The organism is Microbacterium sp. UNCCL10 (genome assembly GCF_000746195.1).
GTDB lineage: Bacteria > Actinomycetota > Actinomycetes > Actinomycetales > Microbacteriaceae > Microbacterium > Microbacterium saccharophilum.
Genome location: NZ_JQKT01000007.1, coordinates 1,184,612 through 1,205,161, shown reverse-complemented (window position 1 = coordinate 1,205,161; position 20,550 = coordinate 1,184,612). Strand labels below are relative to the sequence as shown.

20 protein-coding genes are annotated in these 20,550 nt (G+C 71.4%); 5 read left to right on the top strand and 15 right to left on the bottom strand.

Translation table 11 applies throughout. From position 1 onward, the window contains the following. Positions 1-104 precede the first annotated feature (104 nt). Entirely contained in the window at positions 105-668 is a 564-nt protein-coding gene (locus tag BR85_RS05970; RefSeq protein WP_028495700.1) for an SAM-dependent methyltransferase, read from the top strand. Here the strand turns inward: BR85_RS05970 and BR85_RS05965 are convergent. From BR85_RS05965 to BR85_RS05925, 9 genes are all read right to left on the bottom strand, one after another. Beyond that, entirely contained in the window at positions 647-2,914 is a 2,268-nt protein-coding gene (locus BR85_RS05965) for a RelA/SpoT family protein (protein ID WP_028495699.1), read from the bottom strand. The two genes, BR85_RS05970 and BR85_RS05965, sit on opposite strands and share 22 nt — an antisense overlap. A 104-nt stretch (positions 2,915-3,018) precedes the next feature. After that, the gene (gene secF / locus BR85_RS05960) at positions 3,019-4,008 is read right to left on the bottom strand and encodes a protein translocase subunit SecF (RefSeq protein ID WP_028495698.1); all 990 of its coding nucleotides are present in this window, start codon (positions 4,006-4,008) and stop codon (positions 3,019-3,021) included. Then, positions 4,008-5,723 (bottom strand): protein translocase subunit SecD, encoded by a 1,716-nt coding sequence (gene secD, locus BR85_RS05955; protein WP_028495697.1) that lies wholly within the window; start codon positions 5,721-5,723, stop codon positions 4,008-4,010. The genes secF and secD overlap by 1 nt, the downstream gene beginning before the upstream one ends. A 44-nt stretch (positions 5,724-5,767) precedes the next feature. Next, on the bottom strand, positions 5,768-6,226 hold the full coding sequence (locus BR85_RS05950) for a preprotein translocase subunit YajC (RefSeq protein WP_028495696.1): 459 nt from the start codon (positions 6,224-6,226) through the stop codon (positions 5,768-5,770). Between the two features lie 81 nt (positions 6,227-6,307). After that, positions 6,308-7,339: a Holliday junction branch migration DNA helicase RuvB gene (gene ruvB / locus BR85_RS05945; protein ID WP_028495695.1), complete on the bottom strand. Its 1,032-nt coding sequence runs from the start codon at positions 7,337-7,339 to the stop codon at positions 6,308-6,310. Further along, complete coding sequence (gene ruvA, locus BR85_RS05940) at positions 7,332-7,952, bottom strand: Holliday junction branch migration protein RuvA (RefSeq protein WP_028495694.1); 621 nt, start codon at positions 7,950-7,952, stop codon at positions 7,332-7,334. The genes ruvB and ruvA overlap by 8 nt, the downstream gene beginning before the upstream one ends. A gap of 47 nt (positions 7,953-7,999) precedes the next feature. Further along, entirely contained in the window at positions 8,000-8,578 is a 579-nt protein-coding gene (ruvC, locus tag BR85_RS05935; RefSeq protein ID WP_028495693.1) for a crossover junction endodeoxyribonuclease RuvC, read from the bottom strand. Between the two features lie 52 nt (positions 8,579-8,630). Continuing rightward, positions 8,631-9,389 (bottom strand): YebC/PmpR family DNA-binding transcriptional regulator, encoded by a 759-nt coding sequence (locus BR85_RS05930; protein ID WP_028495692.1) that lies wholly within the window; start codon positions 9,387-9,389, stop codon positions 8,631-8,633. Between the two features lie 23 nt (positions 9,390-9,412). Beyond that, positions 9,413-10,150 (bottom strand): hemerythrin domain-containing protein, encoded by a 738-nt coding sequence (locus tag BR85_RS05925; RefSeq protein WP_166657794.1) that lies wholly within the window; start codon positions 10,148-10,150, stop codon positions 9,413-9,415. Positions 10,151-10,279: 129 nt separating this feature from the next. On the opposite strand from BR85_RS05925, the gene BR85_RS05920 reads away from it, so the two are divergent. Then, positions 10,280-11,659, top strand: coding sequence for a pyridoxal phosphate-dependent decarboxylase family protein (locus BR85_RS05920; RefSeq protein ID WP_028495690.1), 1,380 nt, complete (start codon positions 10,280-10,282; stop codon positions 11,657-11,659). Positions 11,660-11,675: 16 nt separating this feature from the next. Here the strand turns inward: BR85_RS05920 and pdxT are convergent, their stop codons facing one another. Together pdxT and pdxS are read right to left on the bottom strand one after the other, a co-directional pair. Beyond that, positions 11,676-12,266: a pyridoxal 5'-phosphate synthase glutaminase subunit PdxT gene (gene pdxT, locus BR85_RS05915; RefSeq protein WP_036272291.1), complete on the bottom strand. Its 591-nt coding sequence runs from the start codon at positions 12,264-12,266 to the stop codon at positions 11,676-11,678. After that, a complete protein-coding gene (gene pdxS, locus BR85_RS05910) occupies positions 12,263-13,147 on the bottom strand; it encodes a pyridoxal 5'-phosphate synthase lyase subunit PdxS (protein WP_028495689.1) in 885 nt (294 codons plus the stop codon). The genes pdxT and pdxS overlap by 4 nt, the downstream gene beginning before the upstream one ends. 107 nt (positions 13,148-13,254) lie before the next feature. On the opposite strand from pdxS, the gene BR85_RS05905 reads away from it, so the two are divergent. Beyond that, positions 13,255-14,601, top strand: coding sequence for an aminotransferase class I/II-fold pyridoxal phosphate-dependent enzyme (locus BR85_RS05905; RefSeq protein WP_028495688.1), 1,347 nt, complete (start codon positions 13,255-13,257; stop codon positions 14,599-14,601). Beyond that, entirely contained in the window at positions 14,598-15,449 is an 852-nt protein-coding gene (pdxY, locus tag BR85_RS05900; protein ID WP_028495687.1) for a pyridoxal kinase PdxY, read from the top strand. The genes BR85_RS05905 and pdxY overlap by 4 nt, the downstream gene beginning before the upstream one ends. A gap of 12 nt (positions 15,450-15,461) precedes the next feature. Here the strand turns inward: pdxY and BR85_RS05895 are convergent, their stop codons facing one another. Both BR85_RS05895 and thrS read right to left on the bottom strand, forming a co-directional pair. Continuing rightward, positions 15,462-16,013 carry an HIT family protein gene (locus BR85_RS05895; protein ID WP_028495686.1) on the bottom strand — a complete coding sequence of 184 codons (552 nt, stop codon included), beginning with the start codon at positions 16,011-16,013 and terminating at the stop codon, positions 15,462-15,464. Beyond that, entirely contained in the window at positions 16,010-18,019 is a 2,010-nt protein-coding gene (gene thrS, locus BR85_RS05890; RefSeq protein WP_036272289.1) for a threonine--tRNA ligase, read from the bottom strand. The genes BR85_RS05895 and thrS overlap by 4 nt, the downstream gene beginning before the upstream one ends. 169 nt (positions 18,020-18,188) lie before the next feature. Here thrS and BR85_RS05885 point away from each other — a divergent pair, with 169 nt between their 5' ends. Next, positions 18,189-19,346 carry an SLC13 family permease gene (locus BR85_RS05885; RefSeq protein WP_081782713.1) on the top strand — a complete coding sequence of 386 codons (1,158 nt, stop codon included), beginning with the start codon at positions 18,189-18,191 and terminating at the stop codon, positions 19,344-19,346. Between the two features lie 11 nt (positions 19,347-19,357). Here the strand turns inward: BR85_RS05885 and BR85_RS05880 are convergent, their stop codons facing one another. Next, positions 19,358-20,014 (bottom strand): DNA alkylation repair protein, encoded by a 657-nt coding sequence (locus BR85_RS05880; RefSeq protein ID WP_028495683.1) that lies wholly within the window; start codon positions 20,012-20,014, stop codon positions 19,358-19,360. Positions 20,015-20,021: 7 nt separating this feature from the next. Further along, positions 20,022-20,531, bottom strand: a complete 510-nt coding sequence (locus BR85_RS05875) for a glycine cleavage system transcriptional repressor (protein WP_028495682.1) — start codon at positions 20,529-20,531, stop codon at positions 20,022-20,024. Between the last annotated feature and the right edge of the window lie 19 nt (positions 20,532-20,550).

The following is a 20,550-nucleotide window of genomic DNA, read 5'->3' as shown; positions in this document are numbered from 1 at the left end:
CTGACAGCCGCCGGCGTCTCCTCCCCCTCGTCGCCCATCGCGACCTGTCCACAGGACGGGTCGTGATGCGCGTTCGGGGCGTCCCGCTCCGGCACACTGCCGTCATGTGGCCGTTCCTGTACTACGCGGGCGATCGGCTGTCCACGGCGGAGCTGACGGCGGCGCGGCTGGACGGCGACCTCATCGAGATCGGCGAGGCGTTCATGCCCGCCGACGCGGTCGAGACGCGCGAGCTGCGCGCCGGTGCCCTGCGCGCACTCGCGGGCGAGACGGTCGCCCTGACGCGTCTGTCGGCGGCGTGGGTGCACGGAGCGGTCCCCGAACCTCCCGTGCGGCACTGCGTACAGCGCCGCACGGACCGCCGCATCGCCACCGTCATCGATGCGCGCCTCGACTACCGCGACCTCCGGCTTCCCCCCGCCGACGTCGTGATGATCTCGGGCGTCGCCGTCACGACGCCCGTCCGCACGCTCGTCGACCTCGTCCGTGACCTCGTGGGGCGCACCGACGGCGATCCGTCGGCCGTGGAGGCGATGTGCGCGTGGCAGCCGGGTCTCGCCGTCGCCGCCGTGGCCTGGCTCGAGCGGTCCGGTCCCGTGCACTTCAAGCGTCCGGCCCTCGCCTACCTGCGCGGGCGGGCGCGGGATCAGGAGGAGGTGACCCGGTAGACGTCGTAGACGGCGTCGATGCGGCGGACGGCGTTGAGCACGCGGTCCAGGTGCACCGTGTCGCCCATCTCGAAGACGAAGCGGCTGAGCGCGAGCCGGTCGTTCGTCGTGGAGACGGTGGCCGACAGGATGTTGACGTGGTGCTCGCTGAGCACCCGCGTGACGTCGCTCAGCAGTCCCGCGCGGTCCAGGGCCTCGACCTGGATCTGGACGAGGAAGACGCTCTTGCTCGTCGGGGCCCACTCGACCTCGATCATCCGCTCCGCGTCGGCCGTCAGCGACTTCACGTTCGTGCAGTCGGCGCGGTGCACCGACACGCCGCTGCCGCGGGTAACGAAGCCGACGATCGCGTCGCCGGGCACCGGCGTGCAGCACTTCGCGAGCTTGACGAGGATGTCGCCGGCGCCGCGGACGAGCACGCCCGAGTCTCCCCCGCGCGGTGCCCGCGCGCGGCCCGGGGCGGGCAGGTCGACGGCGCCGGTCGAGGTGTCCTCTTCGGCGCCGATGAGCGCCGTCACCTTCTCGATGACCGACTGCGTCGAGACGTGGCCCTCGCCGACCGCGGCGTACAGTGCCGTGACGTCCTCGTAGCGCAGCTGGTGGGCGACCTCGGTGAACGAGTCCTGGTTCATGAGGCGCTGCAGGGGCATGTTCTGCCGGCGCATGGCGCGGGCGATGGCATCCTTGCCCTGCTCGATGGCCTCTTCGCGCCGCTCCTTCGTGAACCAGCCGCGGATCTTGTTGCGCGCGCGGGTGCTCTTGACGAAGGTCAGCCAGTCCTGGCTGGGGCCGGCGTCGGGGTTCTTCGAGGTGAACACCTCCACGACGTCGCCGCTGTGCAGCTCGGACTCCAGCGGCACGAGGCGGCCGTTGACCTTGGAGCCCATCGTGCGGTGGCCGACCTCGGTGTGCACCGCGTACGCGAAGTCGACCGGCGTCGCGCCGGCGGGAAGACCGATGACCCGTCCCTTCGGGGTGAAGACGTAGACCTCCTTCGCGCCGATCTCGAAGCGCAGCGAGTCGAGGAACTCCCCCGGGTCGGCGGTCTCGGCCTGCCAGTCGGAGATGTGCGCGAGCCAGGCCATGTCGGCGTTGTCCGACTTCGAATCGGTCTTCCCGCCGTTGACGCGCTCCTTGTACTTCCAGTGTGCCGCGACACCGTACTCGGCCTGCTGGTGCATCTCGTTGGTGCGGATCTGGATCTCGACCGTCCGGCCGCCGGGGCCGATCACGGTCGTGTGCAGCGACTGGTACAGGTTGAACTTCGGCGTCGCGATGTAGTCCTTGAAGCGGCCCGGCAGCGGCGTCCAGCGCGCGTGGATGGCGCCGAGCACCGCGTAGCAGTCGCGGACGGAGTTCACGAGCACGCGGATGCCGATGAGGTCGTAGATGTCGTCGAACTCGCGCCCTCGCACGACCATCTTCTGGTACACCGAGTACAGCTGCTTCGGGCGTCCCATGACGCGCCCGCGGATGCGGAGCTCCCGCAGGTCGGCCTCGACGGCTTCGATGACCGTCTGGACGTACTGCTCGCGCTGCGGCGTCCGCTGCTTGACGAGACTGTCGATCTCGGCGTACAGCTTGGAATGCAGGACGGCGAACGAGAGGTCCTCGAGTTCGCTCTTGATGGCTTGGATGCCGAGCCGGTGGGCCAGCGGCGCGTAGATCTCGAGGGTCTCGGTGGCCTTGCGCGCGGCCTTCTCAGGCGGGACGAAACCCCATGTGCGCGCGTTGTGCAGGCGGTCGGCGAGTTTGATGAGGAGCACGCGGATGTCCTTGGACATCGCGACGATCATCTTCCGGACCGTCTCGGCCTGCGTCGCGTCGCCGTACTTGACCTTGTCGAGCTTCGTGACGCCGTCGACGAGCATCGCGACCTCGTCGCCGAAGTCGGCGGTCAGCTGGCCGAGGCGGTAGTCGGTGTCCTCGACGGTGTCGTGCAGGAGTGCCGCCGCGATGGCGCGGGGCCCGAGACCGAGCTCGGCGAGGATCTGCGCGACCGCGAGCGGATGCGTGATGTACGGCTCGCCGCTCTGCCGCTTCTGGTTGGCGTGGGCGCGCTCGGCGACCCGGTACGCGCGATCGATGATCGCGAGGTCGCCCTTCGGGTGGTGCGTGCGCACCGTGCGGACGAGGAGTTCGACGCCGTCGCGGGAGGGGGCGCGGGAGAAGATGCGCGGAACGAGGCGGCGCAGCGAAGAGCTCTGTCCGGGCGTCTGCGTCGACGCGGGAACGGGCTCCGCCATCCGCTCACCTCCGTCTCAGGACCGCCTGTGCAGCTTTCTCACGCCCTCGCGGAGCGCTCCGCCGGGCATTCCTCGATTCTACGCCCGCCGGGTGGGCCGCGGAGTCACGCCGAGGCGAGCCCACGCTCGCGCGACTCGAGGAGACGTGCGTCGCGCGCCTTCAGGTCCGATTCGTCTTCGCGCAGCAGCGAGTACAGCGGCGCGGCGACGAACAGGGTCGAGTAGGCGGCGACGATCGTGCCGACGAAGATCGACAGCGAGATGTCGGTGAGCGTCTGCGCGCCGAGCCACAGGGCGCCGATGAAGAGGATCGCGCCGGTCGGCAACGCCGCGACGACCGTCGTGTTGATGGACCGGATGAGGGTCTGGTTGACGGCGAGGTTCACCGACTCGGCGAACGTGCGGGGCGAGCCCTCCCCGTCCTCCTGGGTGTTCTCGCGGATCTTGTCGAACACGACGGTCGTGTCGTACAGCGAGTACGACAGGATCGTGAGGAAGCCGATGACGGCCGCCGGCGAGATCTCGAAGCCGAACAGCGCGTACACGCCCACCGTGATGATGAGCACGTCGACGAGGCCGATGATGGCCGCGACGGACATCTTCCAGGTGCGGAAGTAGATCGCGAGGATGAGGAAGGTCAGGGCCAGGAAGATCGCAAGACCCCACAGCGACTGACGCGTCACGTCGGCGCCCCAGCTGGGTCCGATGAAGGACGAGCTGACCTCGTCGGTGGACACGCCGAACGCGTCGGCGAGGGCGGCCGTCACGGCGCGCGTGTCGGCATCCGTCATCTGGTCGGTCTGCACGCGGAGCGTGTCCTCGCCGATCGTGGTGACCTTCGTCGCGGCGCCGTCGACGACGGTCTGCACGGCCTCGGTGGCGACGGCCTGATCCGGTGACGCCACGTTGCTGACGGTGAACTGCGACCCGCCGGTGAACTCGATGGAGAACTGGATGGGGCGCAGGAGCGGCACGAGCGCCGCACCGATGACCAGCACGGCGGCGATGATGAACCACAGCCGCCGCTTGCCGACGAACGGGAAGGACGTCTTGCCGGTGTAGAGGTCGTTGCCGAGATCGTTCATGGAGCGCATCAGCGGTCCCCCTCCGTCGTCCGGCGGCTACTCGTGCCGAGTTCGGCCTGCTTGCGCTCGGCGATGGTCTGGCGGCGCTCCGCCTCCCCGCGGGAGCGGACGCTGCGGCGTGCCGCGGCTCCCTTCGCCGCGGCGGCCGCGGGCGCGCGGAACTGTGCGCGGCCGCGGTACACCGCGCCCAGCGCCTCCGGGTCGAGTCCGGACAGCGGGTGACCGCCCCCGAAGAACCGGGTGCGTGCGAGCAGCTGCAGCACGGGATGGGTGAAGAGGATGAAGATCGCGATGTCGATGACCGTGGTGAGGCCGAGGGTGAACGCGAAGCCCTTCACGGTGGCGTCGGCGAGGATGTACAGCACGACGGCGGCCAGCACGTTGATCGACTTCGAGATGTAGATCGTCCGCTTCGCGCGGGCCCAGCCGTCCTCGACGGCCCCGGTGATCGACTTCCCGTCGCGCAGCTCGTCTCGGATGCGCTCGAAGTACACGATGAACGAGTCGGCCGTGAAGCCGATCGTCACGATGAGGCCCGCGACGCCCGCGAGGGACAGGCGGAAGCCCATGCGCCACGCGAGAATGCAGAGCGCGATGTACGTCAGGACGCCCATCACGGCGAGCGACGCGATGATGACGAAGCCCAGGGCGCGATACACGACCAGCGAATAGATGGCGACGAGCGCGAGGCCGATGAGGCCCGCGATCAGGCCGATCTGCAGCTGCTGGGAGCCGAGCGTCGCCGAGATGGAGTTGCTGCTCTGCACTTCGAAGCTCAGCGGCAGCGCGCCGTACTTGAGCTGGTCGGCGAGCGTCTTGGAGGACTCCTGCGTGAAGCTGCCGGTGATCTGCGGCTTGCCGTCGAGGATGACGGCGTTCATCGACGGCGCGGAGAGGACGACGCCGTCGAGGACGAACGCGAACTGGTTCTGCGGGGCGTCGAGCCCGTACAGGCGCTGGCTGATCTTGCCGAAGACGTCGGTGCCCTCACCGTCGAAGACGAGGTTGACGGCCCACTGGCCGTTCGTCTGGACGACGCCGAACGTCGCGTCCGAGATCGACGAGCCGTCGAGCTCGACGGGTCCGAGGATGTACTTGTCGGTCCCCGTCGGCCCGCACGTGATGAGCGGCTGGTCGGCCGGCTCGTTGGCAGGGTCGTTCGCCTCATCGGAGCAGTCGTACGCGAGGAACTCCGCGAAGAGGCGGTCGGTGACCCAGCTCGGGTCGCTGCCGTTGGTCGGCGCGGCCGTCGGCGTGGCGTTGAGCGTCGGGTCGGGGCTCGGGTAGGGCGTCTCGTTGCCGTCCTCGCCCACGAAGCTCGTCGCGGCGGAGCCGGTGTAGAGGACGGCGCGCAGCTGCAGCTGCGCGGACGCCTCGATGCGGTTGCGGGTCTCCTCGTCGGCCTGGCCGGGGATCTGGACGACGATCTGGTTCCCGGCCTGCGTCGTGATGTCGGCTTCGCCGACACCCGACGCGTCGACGCGCTGGCGGATGATCGACGCCGCCTGCTCCATCTGCTCCGTCGTCGGCGCGGCGCCGTCGGGCGTCTGGGCGGCGAGGATGATCTGCGTGCCGCCCTGCAGGTCGAGCGCCAGCTCCGGGGTCCACGAGCTCTTCTGGAACACGTGCACGCCGAGGGCGTTGATGCCGAACAGGACCGCGGTGACGATGAGCAGCCCGGTCAGGGCGCGCCAGGCGTGGCGGACGGGGGTCGGTGTGGCCACGGAGGGTCAGCTTTCTTCGAGCACCGCGCGCGGGCGGTGGAGGATCAGGCCTTGGGCTTGTCGTCCGCGTCGGGGACGGTGCCGCCCGTGAGAGGCGTGGTCGGCTCGGCCGGCTCGGCGTCGATCGACTCGACGGCGGGGGCGTCGGAGAGCACGGCGTCCTCGGCCGGAGCATCCTCGAGAGGGTCGACGACACGGAGGATCGCCTGGCTGTGCACCTCGACGACGAAGCCGGGAGCCAGCTCGACGTGCGCCGCCTTGGAGAGGTCTTCGGCGTCGAACTCGACGAGCGTGCCGTACAGGCCGCCCTGCAGGAGGATCTTCACGCCGGGGACCATCTGGCGCGCCTTCGTCTCCTGCTCGACCTTCGCGCGAGCCGCGCGACGACGCGAGCTCCAGAACATGAAGACGATGAGCACGAGCAGCATCAGCAGAAGGCCGTACTGCTGGAAGAACAGGGCGAACCCGCTGGCCTCGGTGGTCTGCGTCGTTGCGAAAGTCATGGAGATGACGGCACCTTTCACGGTGGTGGCGCGGCGCAGGGGCGCAGCGAAGAGCGGGTGATCGGCGAGTGCCTTCAGCGATTATAGGTCATCGATTCTCAGCGCCTCATCTGCCCGCGGGACGCGCAGATGGGCGTACGCCTCCGGGGTCGCGATGCGGCCGCGCGGGGTGCGCCCCATGAGGCCGATGCGCACGAGATACGGCTCGACGACCGACTCGATGGTCTCGGCTTCCTCGCCGACCGTGACCGCCAGGGTGTTCAGGCCCACCGGTCCCCCGCGGAACCGCCGGATGAGCGCATCGAGGACGGCGCGGTCCAGCCGGTCCAGGCCGATCGCGTCGACGTCGTACAGGTCCAGCGCGGCGGAGACGTCCGCCTCCGTGGCCGAACCGGCATCCCCGCCGTGCACGACGACGTAGTCGCGGACGCGCCGCAGCAGCCGGTTCGCGATGCGCGGGGTGCCCCGCGACCGCCGCGCGATCTCGGCGCGGGCGACCGGCGGCACCGTCACGTCCAGGACGCTGGCCGAGCGCTCGACGACCTGCTCGAGCTCGGCGGTCTCGTAGTACTCCAGGTGCGCCGTGAAGCCGAAGCGGTCGCGCAGCGGGTTCGGCAGGAGTCCCGACCGCGTCGTGGCGCCGACGAGCGTGAACGGCGCGAGGTCGAGGGGGATGCTGGTCGCCCCGGCGCCCTTGCCGACCATGATGTCGATCCGGAAGTCCTCCATCGCGAGGTACAGCATCTCCTCGGCGGACCGGGTCATCCGGTGGATCTCGTCGATGAAGAGCACTTCGCCGGGAAGGAGGCTCGACAGCAGCGCGGCGAGGTCGCCGGCGTGCTGGATCGCGGGTCCGCTGGAGAGGCGCAGCGGTCGCTCGCTCTCGTGGGCGACGATCATGGCGAGCGTCGTCTTCCCGAGGCCGGGAGGACCCGACAGCAGGATGTGGTCGGCCGGCCGCTGCTGGATGCGGGCGGCGTCGAGGAGCAGCTGCAGCTGACGGCGCACCTTGTGCTGGCCGATGAACTCCGCGAGCGAGCCGGGGCGCAGGGCGCCTTCGACGGCGAGCTCGCCCGCGTCCTCGGCGAGGCTCGGGTCGCGGGGCTCAGACACCGCTCTGCTCCGTCCGTGCCGGTCCCAGGTGCGCCAGGGCGAGCTTCAGGAGGGCGGAGACGGACCCCAGTTCCGCCGGCGTCGCGCCCGCCGAGACGTCGGAGACGGCGTCGATGCAGACGCGTTCGCTCCAGCCGAGGGCGACGAGGGCCGCGACGACCTGGCTCGCGACGGCGGGAGCCGCGGCGCCGCGAACCCCGCCGGGTCGGCCGGACGGCAGGAGCCTGCCGGCGAGCTGGACGACGATGAGCTTCGCGGTCTTCGGGCCGATGCCGGACACGCGGCGGAACGGTGCGTCGTCCTCGGCCGCGACGGCATCCGCGATCTGGTCGACCGTGAGGGACGACAGCACGCCGAGCGCCGACTTCGGGCCGACGCCCGAGACGCTCAGCAGCTGTGTGAAGACGGTGAGCTCCTCGCGCTCCTGGAACCCGAAGAGGGACAGGGCGTCCTCCCGGACGATGAGGTTCGTGTGCAGCACGATCTCGTCGCCGATGTGGAATTCGCGCGTCACGGCGGGCGTCACCGCCACCGCGAACCCGACGCCCCCGACGTCGACGACGAGACTGTCGGCATCGAGGTGCAGGACGCGTCCGCGCAGGGAGGAGATCATGCGTCGAGCCTACGCACCGGTTCGGATGTTTGTTCGAGCGACACGCGTCACCGGCGGGCGAGACGTTCCGCGTCGGCCCACGCGCGCTGCGCCGGGGTGAGCGCGGTCGCCGCAGCCCCGGTCGCCGAGGCCGCGCCGGATGCTCCGCCGCGCCACGCGTGACACAGCGCGATCGCGAGGGCGTCGGCGGCATCGGCGGGCTGCGGGAGCGCGTCCAGGCGCAGGACCCGGGCGACCATCGTCTGCACCTGCCGTTTGTCCGCCGACCCGTACCCGGTGACCGCCGCCTTCACTTCGGACGGGGTGTGCGTCGCGGCCGGGAGCCCGTACTCCCCCGCGAGGAGCAGCGCGATGCCGCTGGCCTGCGCCGTGCCCATGACCGTGTTGCGGTTCTGCTGCGCGAACACCCGCTCAACCGCGACGACGTGCGGACGGTGCGTGTCCAGCACCTCCCGGATGCCGGCGGCGATGAGCGCGAGCCGGCGCTCGATGGGGAGCGTGTGGTCGGAGCGCACGACGCCGACGTGCACGAGCGTGGCGGACCGGTCGCGGCCGACGTCGACGACGCCGACACCGCAGCGGGTGAGGCCGGGGTCGATCCCGAGGACGCGGAGGGTGGATGCCACGCCCCCACGGTACGGGCGGGTGCCGACGGGCGCGCTCAGGCGCGCCCGCGACTCACTCGTCGTTCTCGAGCTCGGCCTGCACCTCGGGGGTGAGGTCGAAGTTGCTGAAGACGTTCTGCACGTCGTCGCTGTCTTCGAGGGCGTCGATGAGACGGAAGACCTTCCGCGCCGTGTCGGCGTCGATCTCCACCTTCAGCGAGGGGACGAACTCCACGTCGGCGGACTCGTAGTCCAGGCCCGCCTCCTGCAGCGCGACGCGGACGGAGACGAGGTCCGAGGCGTCGGTGACGACCTCGAAGCCCTGCGCGTGCGGCTCGACCTCTTCGGCGCCGGCCTCGAGCGCGGCGAGCATGACGTCATCCTCCGTCGTGCCCTCGCCGGAGACGACGATGACGCCCTTGCGGTGGAAGTTGTACGCGACCGACCCGGGATCGGCGAGCGTGCCGCCGTTGCGGGACAGTGCCGTGCGCACCTCGGCGGCGGCGCGGTTCTTGTTGTCCGTGAGGCACTCGATCAGGAGCGCGACGCCGTTGGGGCCGTAGCCTTCGTACACGATCGTCGTGTACTCGACGGCTTCCCCGCCGATGCCCGCGCCGCGCTTGATGGCGCGGTCGATGTTGTCGTTGGGGACCGAGGTCTTCTTCGCCTTCTGGACGGCGTCGTAGAGGGTGGGGTTACCCGCGAGGTCCGCGCCGCCGAGCTTGGCGGCGACTTCGATGTTCTTGATGAGCTTGGCGAACGACTTGGCACGGCGAGAGTCGATGACGGCTTTCTTGTGCTTGGTCGTCGCCCACTTGGAGTGGCCGGACATGACGATCAGTCTAAAGGGCGGCGCTAGCCGACGCCGCGCAGAGCCGCGGCGTCGTACGGCCCGGGACGCACCGTGCCGGCCGACAGCAGGTCGAGGGATCTCTCGTACTGGCGGCGCCCGATGAGGCGATAGAGGATGCGGATGGCCGCCGGGACCTCTGCGATGAAGGCGTCCAGCCGCTCCGGCGTCAGGGAGTCCTGGATGATCCCGAAGAAGAGGAAGATCTGCGACCGGTCGTAGGCCTTCTGCGCCTGGGCCCCCACGGCATCCCATTCGGACTGGCTGAACACCTCGCCCATGACCGGGAGGGCGAGCTCCTCCTCGCGGGCCAGGTGCAGCCGCAGCAGCGCGCCGATCTCCTCGATGTGGGCGGCGAACGCCTCCGCCGTGCCGGCGCCGGGGTTGGTCGTCCACGCGTCCGCGAGCGGCGCGGAGGCGTCCAGGAGCGCGGCGACCCGCGCATGATGCTGCTTCATGAGCTCGACGTGCGGCGTGCAGGCCGGCCGGCGCGTCTGCATCGGGCCCCAGTAGTACTCGTCCTCCAGGTGGTGATGGTGGTGCAGGGCATCGCCGACCATCGCGACACCGCGCGCGACGCGCGCGACGCGCCGGTGATCCTCCGGCGGGGTCTCGCGGATGCCGGTGGGCAGGACGACGTACAGCCGGCGGAACGCATCGTGCACGAACACGAGGTCCTCGGTGTCGCACCCCGCGTCCTCCGGCATCGGCGCGCCCGACGACGGCAGCGCTGTGGCGGCCATGGCATCCCCCTCCCCCGACCCCATGGCTGGTCGATGGCGGGATGCTAGCGCCGTGGCCGCCGGCCGGCAATCCCCACCGTGCCGGGGCCCCGTTGTATCAGCCGGGCGACGCGAGCACACTTCGTTGGTATGGACGATCGGCGTCGTGCGCTTGAGGCGGCCCATGCGGCAGCGCTCGGGTTTCTGGACGGTCTCGACGAGCGGCCCGTGTGGCCGCGCGCGGGCATCGAGGACATGCTCGCGGTCTTCGGCGACGATCTTCCGGAGGAGGGCGCGGACGCGGCGGCCGTCGTGACCGACCTGGCCGCGCGCGCCGACCCAGGCCTTGTCGCGATCCCCGGCGGTCGGTTCTTCGGCTTCGTGATCGGGGGGACTCTGCCGGCCGCGCTCGCGGCGGACTGGCTGGTCTCGGCGTGGGATCAGAACTCCGGCTCCTCCACCATGACCACCGCGACGGTCGCGCTCGAGCGGGTCGCGGGGCGCTGGGTGTGCGATCTGATGGGACTGCCGGAGGACGCGGCGGTGGGCTGGGTCACTGGCGCGCAGATGTCGAACTTCGTCTGCCTCGCGGTCGCGCAGCACGCCGTCCTGCGCCGCGTCGGCTGGGACCTGACCCGCCGGGGCCTGCGGGGGGCGCCGACGCTGCGCCTCGTCGTCGGGCGGCACCGGCACGGGTCGATCGACCGGGCCGCGCGCTTCAGCGGCATCGGCGCGGAGGAACTCGTCGTCGTCGACACGGACGAAGAGGGGCGGATGCTGCCGGCCGCCCTCGCCCAGGCGCTCGGCGCGGGCGCCGACACGCCGACGATCGTGTGCCTGCAGGCCGGGGAGGTGCACACCGGCGCGTTCGACCCGTTCGAGGAGCTCATCCCGCTGGCGCGCGCCGCCGGGGCGTGGATCCACATCGACGGGGCGTTCGGGCTGTGGGCGGCTGCGACCCCCGGGCTGGCGCACCTCGTCGCGGGCGCCGCGGGCGCCGACTCGTGGACGACCGATGCGCACAAGACGCTGAACGTCCCCTACGACTGCGGGATGGCGATCATCCGCAACCCCGCCGACGCGATCGCGATGTTCCGGACCGGCGGGGACTACCTGATGTACACGAGCCTGGACCCGTGGGACGTGAACCCCGAGCTGTCCCGGCGCGGGCGCGGGGTGCCCGCGTGGGCGGCGCTGCGCAGCCTCGGCCGCCGGGGCGTCGCCGACCTCGTCGACCGGCTGCACGCGCACGCGCGACGCCTGGAGGCGGGCCTTCGCCGGCTCGACGGCGTGACGGTCGTCAACGACGTCGTCTACACGCAGGTGATGTTCCGGCTCGACGACGACGACGCGACCCGCGCGCTCGGCGCCGCGATCCTGGCCGATGGGACGGCGGCGCTCACCGGCGCCGAGTGGGACGGGCACGCGACGCTGCGCTGCTCCATGTCGTCGTGGGCGACCACGCAGGACGACATCGACCGGACCATCGAGGCCATCGCCCGGCTCGTCGCGGAGCGGCGTCCGCGGTGAGCCCGGCCGCGGGTCGTCAGGCGGCGCGCACGAGGTCGAGGAAACGGCGGTGGAACCGCGTCTCCCCCGCGACCTCGGGGTGGAACGCGGTGCCGAGCAGGTTCCCCTGCTGGACCGCGACGATACGGTCGTCCTCGAGCGCGGCGAGCACCTCGACGCCCGGGCCGACCTCGGTCACGAGCGGCGCCCGGATGAACACCGCGTGCACCGGCGGGTCGCCGAAGGCCGGCACGTCCAGGTCGGCTTCGAAGGAGTCGACCTGACTGCCGAACGCGTTCCGCTGCACCGTGACGTTGAGGCCGCCGAGCGTCTCCTGTCCGGCGATCCCGTCGGTGATGCGCTCGGCGAGCAGGATGAGCCCCGCGCAGGTGCCGTAGACCGGCAGGCCGGCCGCGATGGCATCCCGCAGCGGCTGCTGCAGACCGAAGGCGCGCGCCAGCTTGTCCATGACGCTGGACTCCCCGCCCGGCAAGACGAGTCCCGTGACGGATGCCAGCTCCTCCGGGCGGCGGACGAGCACGACCTCCGCGCCGAGGCCGGTCAGCACGCGGGCGTGCTCGCGGACGTCGCCCTGCAGTGCGAGGACGCCGACGCGCGGCGCTGTCACCAGCCGCGCTCCGACAGCCGGTGCGGAGCGGGGAGGTCGGCGACGTTGATGCCGACCATCGCCTCGCCGAGTCCGCGGGAGACCTCGGCGATGACCTTCGGGTCGTCGTGGAACGTCGTGGCCTTGACGATGGCCGCCGCGCGCTGCGCGGGGTTGCCGCTCTTGAAGATGCCCGAGCCGACGAACACGCCGTCGGCGCCGAGCTGCATCATCATCGCGGCGTCCGCGGGCGTCGCGACGCCGCCAGCGACGAACAGGACGACCGGGAGCGTGCCGGTCTCGGCGACCTCGGCGACCAGCTCGTAGGGGGCCTGCAGCTCCTTCGCCGCGACGTACAGCTCGTCCTTCGTCTTCGAGCGCAGCATGTTGATCTCGCTCGTGATGGTGCGGATGTGCTTCGTCGCCTCGGAGACGTCGCCGGTGCCGGCCTCGCCCTTGGAGCGGATCATCGCCGCGCCCTCGGTGATGCGCCGGAGCGCCTCCCCCAGGTTCGTCGCGCCGCAGACGAAGGGCACCGTGAAGTCCCACTTGTCGATGTGGTTGACGTAATCGGCCGGGGAGAGCACCTCGGACTCGTCGATGTAGTCGACGCCGAGCTCCTGCAGCACGCGGGCCTCGACGAAGTGCCCGATCCGCGCCTTCGCCATGACCGGGATGGAGACCGACGCGATGATGCTGTCGATCATGTCCGGGTCGCTCATGCGCGAGACGCCGCCCTGCGCGCGGATGTCCGCGGGGACGCGCTCGAGCGCCATGACGGCGACGGCGCCGGCATCCTCGGCGATCTTCGCCTGATCGGCGGTGACGACGTCCATGATGACGCCGCCTTTGAGCATCTCGGCGAGTCCGCGCTTGACGCGACCGGTTCCGGTGCTGGACATGGCTGCTTCCCCTCTTCGACGCGCGGATCGCGCCGCTTCGCTATTGGCCTATGCCAGAAGCTAGCATGGCCTCAGTTGTGCCAGACGACATGTGAAGGACGGTGGCGGTGACGGGCGAGGCGATCACGGGGACCTCGGCGGCGGAGATCGCCGACAGCGTCCGCGCGCTCGTGGACAGCGGCCGCGTCGTCCCGGGCGAGGCGCTCCCCCCGGTCCGGACGCTCGCCGACCGTCTGGGCGTCAACCGCAACACCGTCGTCGCCGCGTACCGGCTGCTCGGCCAGGCCGGCACCGTCGAGACGCTCGGGCGCGGCGGCACGCGGGTCGCCTCTCCCGCCCCGCTCGCCGTCGAGGGGTACGCGCAGGACAGCGTCCTCCGCGACGTCGGGGACGGCAACCCCGACCCCGCGCTGATCCCCGACCCGTCCCGCGCCCTGACGGCGCTGGCCGGCCGGCCGATCCTGTACGGCGAACCCGTCATCGACCCGGACCTCGAGCGCTGGGCGCGCGACTGGATGACGCCCGACGTCGCGGACCCCGCGGCGCTGCGGCTGACGGTCACCGGCGGGGCCGTGGATGCCATGGAGCGTCTCCTCGCGCAGGCGCTCGTCCGCGACGACGCCGTGGCGCTGGAGGACCCGTGCTTCCTCTCCGGCATCCGCACCGTGCGTCTCGGCGGCTACCGCCCCGTCGCCGTCCCGGTGGACGAGGAGGGGATGACGGTCGAGGGGCTGCGCGCCGCACTCGCGCAGGGCGTGCGCGCCGTCATCTGCACGCCGCGCGCCCAGAATCCCACCGGCGCGAGCCTGACCGCCGAGCGCGCCGCGCAGCTGCGCGCCGTGCTCGCCGACCACCCCTACGTCCTCGTGATCGCCGACGACCACTTCTCGATGCTCACGCGTCAGCCGTACCACTCGATCATCGGACCCGAGCATCGGCGGTGGGCACTCGTCCGCTCGGTGTCGAAGTTCCTCGGCCCCGACATGTGCCTCGCCGTCACCGCCTCCGACCCGGAGACCGCCGACCGCCTCGCGATGCGCCTGAGCCCCGGCAGCACGTGGGTCAGCCACCTGTTGCAGCGCCTTGCCGTCGCCCTCGTCACCGACCCGGCCGTGATGGCAGCCGTCGACCGCGCGGGCGAGCACTACCTGCGGCGGAACCGCGCCTTCGCCGCCCGCCTCACCGCCCTCGGCGTACCGTGCGACGCCGGCGACGGGCTGAGCCTGTGGGTCGACGTCGACGGGCCCGCCGGCCCGGTCGTCGAGCGGCTCATGCGACGCGGCTGGCTCGCCCGCGCGGGCGACGAGTTCGTCCTCGTCGACGAGCGCGCGGCGCACCGCCTCCGCCTGACCGTGCACACCCTGTCCGATCCCGACGCCGAGCGGCTCGCCGCCGACGTCGCCGCCGCCGTCGGTGCGACGGCATCCCCCCGAGAGAAGGTCACCCGCTCGTGAAGATCCTGTCGATCCAGTCCGCCGTCGCCTACGGTCACGTCGGCAACTCCGCCGCCGTGTTCCCCCTGCAGCGCATCGGCATCGAGGTCCTGCCCGTCTACACCGTGAACTTCTCCAACCACACCGGCTACGGCTCCTGGGGCGGCCCGATGATCAGCCCCGACGACGTCGCCGCCGTCATCTCCGGCATCGAGGCGCGCGGCGCCTTCCCCGACATCGACGTGATCCTCTCCGGCTACCAGGGCGGCGAGGGCATCGCCGACGTCATCCTCGATGCCGTGGCGCGGGTCAAGGCGGCGAACCCCGCCGCCGTGTACGCGTGCGACCCGGTCATGGGCAACGCGAAGTCGGGGTGCTTCGTCGCGCCCGCGATCCCGGTGCTGCTGCGCGAGCGCGTGGTCCCCGCCGCCGACATCATCACGCCGAACCAGTTCGAGCTGGGGTTCCTCACCGGCACCGAGCCCGCCGACCTGGAATCGACCCTCGCCTCCGCCGACCTGGCGCGGGCCATGGGCCCCCGCACGGTGCTCGTCACGAGCGTCGAGCGTCCCGACCGCCCGGAGGGCACGATCGAGATGCTCGCCGTCACCGACGCCGGTGCGTGGATCGTCCAGACGCCGCACATCCCCATGAAGGCCAACGGGTCGGGGGACGTCACGGCGGCGCTGTTCACGGCGCACTACCGCGCGACGGGCGACGCCGCGACGGCGCTCGCGAAGACCACCTCGAGCGTGTACGACCTGCTGCGGATGACGTACGAGTCGGGGCAGCGGGAGCTCCAGCTCGTGGAGGCGCAGGAGTTCTACGCGCACCCCGCGGAGCAGTTCGCCGTCACGCAGGTCCGCTGAGGCCGGCGGCTGTCAGGATGCCGGCCAGGCGGCCGCGACCGCCTGGCGGACGTCGCCGAGCAGCTGCGGCAGCGCCTTGGTCTTCGCGATGATCGGGAAGAAGTTGGCGTCCGTCGCCCAGCGCGGCACGACGTGCTGGTGCAGGTGGGCGTCCACGCCTGCGCCGGCCACGGCGCCCTGGTTCATGCCGATGTTGAAGCCGTCGCAGCGCGACACCTGACGCAGCACGCGCATGGCGGTCTGCGTGAGGGCGCCGATCTCGGCGACCTCCTCCGGCGTCGCCTCGTCGTACAGCCCGATATGCCGGTACGGGCACACGAGCAGGTGCCCGGAGTTGTACGGGAAGAGGTTCAGCAGCACGTACGCGGTCTTCCCCCGCGCGACGATGAGACCGTCGGCGTCGGACGTGCCCGGCGCCGCGCAGAACGGGCACTCCTCGCGGAGCGGCTCGGGGCCAGCCTGGATGTACGCCATGCGGTGCGGCGTCCACAGGCGCTGGAACTCGTCCGGCACCCCCGGAAGCGTCGCGGCGTCCTCCAAGCGGGGCTCCGAGCCGTCCGTCACGCCAGGTCCTCCGCGGTGTTCACGAGCGTCTTCTGCTCGATCGCCGACCGGATCTTCGCGATGGCCTCGTCGACCGGGATGCCGTTGGTCTGCGACCCGTCCCGGAAGCGGAAGGAGACGGTTCCCGCCGAGCGGTCCTGCTCGCCGGCGATGAGCTGCAGCGGCACCTTGTGCGTCGTGTGGGTGCGGATCTTCTTCTGCATGCGGTCATCGGAATGGTCCACCTCGGCGCGGACCCCCGCCTCACGGAGGGTGTCGACGATGCCCTGCAGGTAGTCGCCGTACTGCTCGGCGACCGGGATGCCGACGACCTGGACGGGGGCGAGCCACACCGGGAACGCACCCGCGTAGTGCTCCAGCAGGATCGCGAAGAACCTCTCGATCGATCCGAACAGGGCCCGGTGGATCATGATCGGCCGGTGCTTCTCGCCGTCGGGGCCGGTGAACTCCAGACCGAAGCGCTCCGGCAGGTTGACGTCGACCTGGACGGTCGAGAGCTGCCAGGTCCGGCCGATCGCGTCGCGCGTCTTCAGGTCGATCTTCGGCCCGTAGAACGCGGCCTCGCCGGGCACTTCGGTGACCTTGAGGCCCGAGGCGTGCGCGACGTGGCGGAGGGCGTTCGTGGAGTACTCCCAGAACTCGTCGCTGCCGATCCACTTCGACTTCTCGTCGTCGCGCATCGAGAGCTCCAGCTCGAAGTCCTCCAGGCCGAAGTCGCGCAGCATCGACAGGACGAACTCCAGGACGCGGGCCGTCTCCGCCTCGAGCTGGTCGGGGGTGACGAACAGGTGCGAGTCGTCCTGTGTGAAGCCGCGGACGCGGGTGAGCCCGTGCAGGGCGCCGGAGAGCTCGTTGCGGTAGACGGTGCCGTTCTCCGCGAGCCGCATGGGCAGGTCGCGGTAGCTGCGCGCGCGCTCCTTGTAGATGAGGATGTGCATCGGGCAGTTCATCGGCTTCAGGTAGTAGTCCTGGCCGTGCTTGGTGATGTTGCCGTCGGCATCCGTCTCCTCATCCATGCGGATGGGCGGGAACATGCCCTCACGGTAGGTGACGAGGTGGTTCGAGGTGAGGAACAGGTCCTCCTTCGAGATGTGCGGCGTGTACACGTAGGTGTAGCCGCCCTCGATGTGCCGGCGGCGGGCGTGCTGCTCCATCTCGCCGCGGACGATGCCGCCCTTCGGGTGCCACACCGACAGGCCGGAGCCGATCTCGTCGGGGAACGAGAACAGGTCGAGCTCCTTGCCGAGGCGGCGGTGGTCGCGCTTGGCGGCCTCCTCGAGGCGCTGCTGGTAGGCGCGCAGCTCGTCCTTCGTGGGCCAGGCGGTCCCGTAGATGCGCTGCAGTTGCGGGTTCTTCTCGCTGCCGCGCCAGTACGCGCCGGCGATGCGGGTGAGGTCCCAGCCGTTGCCGAGCATGCGGGTGCCCGGCACGTGCGGCCCGCGGCAGAGGTCCTTCCAGACGGTCTCGCCGTCGCGGGACACGTTGTCGTAGATGGTCAGCTCGCCCGCGCCCACCTCGACGGAGGCGCCTTCTGCCGCTTCCTTCGACCCGCCCTTGAGCCCGATGAGCTCGAGCTTGAACGGCTCGTCGGCGAGTTCGGCGCGCGCCTCCTCGTCGGTGACGACGCGGCGGACGAAGCGCTGGCCCTCCCGGACGATGCGCTCCATCTCCTTCTTGATCGCCTTGACGTCCTCCGGGGTGAAGGGCTCGTCGACGCCGAAGTCGTAGTAGAAGCCGTCGGTGATGGGCGGGCCGATGCCGAGGTTGGCCTGCGGGCGCACCCGCTGGACAGCCTGCGCGAGCACGTGGGCGGTGGAGTGACGGAGGATCGACAGGCCGTCGGCGCTGTCGATCGTCACCGGCTCGACGGCATCCGTCGCGGTGACGACCGTGGCGAGGTCTTTCAGCTCGCCGTTGACGCGCAGGGCGACGACGGAGCGGTCGGGGAACAGGGCGAAGCCGTCGGCCGGAAAGGACACGTCCGACGGGGCGTTGACGTCAGTCAAGAGAGGACTCCAGAGGTGGATCGGAAGGATGTGCTCAGCTTCGGACGCGTCGCGTCCCGCCCGCTCAGGCGTCGAGCGTTCGCGTGCCGGTGCGCGTGACGAGCGTCACGGCGAGGATCCGGCGGTGTTCCATGGATCGAGTCTATCGCCGCCCGGCCGATCCCCCATGATGGATGCCGTGAAGCTCGCCGTCGTCGGAGCCGCGCTGCTGCTCCTCGGCGGGGCCGCGGTCGCCTTCGGCGTGCTTCCCGTCGATGACGCGCTGGCCGTGGCGGAGCGGGTCTGGCCGATCCTCCTCTTCGTCGTCGCGGTGACGATCGTCGCGGAGCTCGCCGCCGTCGCGGGGGTCTTCGACGCGCTGGCCGCCCGCCTCGCGCGCCTGGCCCGTGGGCGCACGCTCGTGCTGTGGCTGCTGATCGTGGCGCTGGCGGTCGCCGCGACGGCGTTCCTGTCGCTCGACACGACCGCCGTCTTGCTGACCCCCGTCGTCGTCGCCGTGGCGCGGGCCAATGGGCTGCCGGCGCTCCCCTTCGCGTTCACGACCGTCTGGCTCGCCAACACGGCATCCCTGCTGCTGCCGGTGTCGAACCTCACGAACCTGCTCGCCGCGCACCGGCTGGGCGGCGCGGATGCCGGGGATTTCCTGGCCCTGCTCGGCCCGTCGGCGGTCGTCGCGATCGTCGTGACGGTCGCCCTGCTGCTCCTCATCCACCGGCGATCGCTCCGCGGCCGGTACGCACCGGCCCCGCCGCCGCACCTGGTGGACCGCCGTTTGCTGACGGTCAGCGCCGTCGTGGTGGCCGTGATGGTGCCCCTCCTGGTCAGCGGGCTGCCGCCGTGGATGCCGGCCGCCCTGGCGGCGCTCGTGCTGGCCGGGGTGTTCGCCTGGCGCTCCCCGGACGTGCTGCGCGTGGGCCTCGTGCCGTGGCAGCTTCTCGTGTTCGCCTCCGGGCTCTTCCTCGCCGTCGCCGCCGCGCAGGCGCTCGGCTGGGGTGCGGTCCTGGCGACCGCGGCCGGGTCCGGCGACGACCTCCTGGCGCTCTGGCGACTGGCCGGAGCCGGGATGCTGGGAGCCAACGTCGCGGACAACCTGCCCGCCTACCTCGCGTTCGAGGGGACGGCCGACTCCCCCGCCCGCCTGGCGGCTCTCCTCATCGGCGTGAACGCCGGGCCGCTCATCACGCCGTGGGCGTCGCTCGCGACGCTGCTGTGGCATCAGCGGCTGCACGCCGTCGGCGTCGACGTGCCCTGGCGCACGTACATCCTGTGGGGGCTGCTCGCGGCGCCCCTCGTGGTCGGGCTCGCCGTCATCCCGCTCGCACGCTGAACTCCGGGGCGCTACAGGTGCTTGAGCGCCTCCCGGCGGCTCAACGGACTGAGCTCGTGCGTGGCCGCGTACTCCCGCACCCAGTCCGGCCGCGTGCGGCCGACGTCGCGGAGGGCCCAGCCGATCGCCTTCCGGATGAAGAACTCGGGGTCGCCGAGGTTCGGCTCGAGCAGCTGGCTCAGGAGCGCCAGGTCGGTGCGGTCGCGGCGTCCGAGCTGCGAGAGGATCGCCAGCCTCCGCATCCACAGGTCTTCGTCGACGCTCCAGTCGCGCACCAGTCGCGCCGTCTCGACGGGATGCCGGTCATGCAGCTCGCGCACCCGGCCGGCGAGGTCGTCGGTGAAGTCCCACCAGCGGCCCGTGCGCACCATGTGCTCGAGGAGAGGGACGGAGTCGAGGTCGCCCCGCAGGACGGGCCCGCCGAGCAGGATCATGCCGGCGTACCGCTCCTCGCGGTGCGTCGCCTCGTCCCACAGGGCGCGGGCGAGGCCCCGCGCCTCATCCGGGGATCGGAGGTCCTTCCCGGCAAGCCGGGCGATGCGCCGGACGTCGGGCATCGTGACCCCGAGGTAAGGCATGGCCGACTTCATGTATGCCTGCTGCCCCGCGGCGCGGGCGGGGTCCGCGGCGCGGCGGAGGGCGGCGCGGACGTCGTCGGCGGCGCTCATCCGGTGCTCACCCCAGGCTGAGGTCGACCTGGATCTCACCGGCGAGGCGCTCCAGCGCGCTCGTGATGGCGTCGGCGTCCGCTGCCGAGGGGACGCGCACCTGCACCGTCGCCTCGAAGAGCGTGCCGCCGGCCATCGGCGCGTCCAGGGTGCGGCTGCGGAACCCGTCGATGCTGAGGGCGTGCGCGGCGACGGCGGTCGTCACGTCGCGGACGATGCCGGGCCGGTCGTTGCCGAGCACCGTGAAGGTGAGGTTGTAGGCGTCGTTGTCGGCGTGCGCCGCGGGCGGCGTGTGGGCCGTGACGCGCAACAGTCCCTCGAGGCTCTGCACGGCACGCGTGAGCTCGTCGACGCGGTCATCCGGCACCGAGATCAGGACGATGCCGGCGAAGGCGCCGGCGAGCTCGGCGAGTTCGCTCTGCTCCCAGTTGCCGCCGTGCGCGGCGACCTGTTCGGCGAGGGCGCTGACGAGACCGGCACGGTCATCGCCGACGACGGTGAGGACGAGGGTGGCCATGGCGCTGCCTGTCGCGCGG

Bases quoted from the DNA above. Each gene is read 5' to 3' on its own strand.
- BR85_RS05970 (WP_028495700.1), top strand. From the start codon at position 105: ATGTGGCCGTTCCTGTACTACGCGGGCGATCGGCTGTCCACGGCGGAG.
- BR85_RS05965 (WP_028495699.1), bottom strand. From the start codon at position 2,914: ATGGCGGAGCCCGTTCCCGCGTCGACGCAGACGCCCGGACAGAGCTCT.
- secF (WP_028495698.1), bottom strand. From the start codon at position 4,008: ATGCGCTCCATGAACGATCTCGGCAACGACCTCTACACCGGCAAGACG.
- BR85_RS05950 (WP_028495696.1), bottom strand. From the start codon at position 6,226: ATGACTTTCGCAACGACGCAGACCACCGAGGCCAGCGGGTTCGCCCTG.
- ruvA (WP_028495694.1), bottom strand. From the start codon at position 7,952: ATGATCTCCTCCCTGCGCGGACGCGTCCTGCACCTCGATGCCGACAGT.
- BR85_RS05930 (WP_028495692.1), bottom strand. From the start codon at position 9,389: ATGTCCGGCCACTCCAAGTGGGCGACGACCAAGCACAAGAAAGCCGTC.
- BR85_RS05925 (WP_166657794.1), bottom strand. From the start codon at position 10,150: ATGGCCGCCACAGCGCTGCCGTCGTCGGGCGCGCCGATGCCGGAGGAC.
- BR85_RS05920 (WP_028495690.1), top strand. From the start codon at position 10,280: ATGGACGATCGGCGTCGTGCGCTTGAGGCGGCCCATGCGGCAGCGCTC.
- pdxS (WP_028495689.1), bottom strand. From the start codon at position 13,147: ATGTCCAGCACCGGAACCGGTCGCGTCAAGCGCGGACTCGCCGAGATG.
- BR85_RS05885 (WP_081782713.1), top strand. From the start codon at position 18,189: ATGGATGCCGTGAAGCTCGCCGTCGTCGGAGCCGCGCTGCTGCTCCTC.
- BR85_RS05880 (WP_028495683.1), bottom strand. From the start codon at position 20,014: ATGAGCGCCGCCGACGACGTCCGCGCCGCCCTCCGCCGCGCCGCGGAC.
- BR85_RS05875 (WP_028495682.1), bottom strand. From the start codon at position 20,531: ATGGCCACCCTCGTCCTCACCGTCGTCGGCGATGACCGTGCCGGTCTC.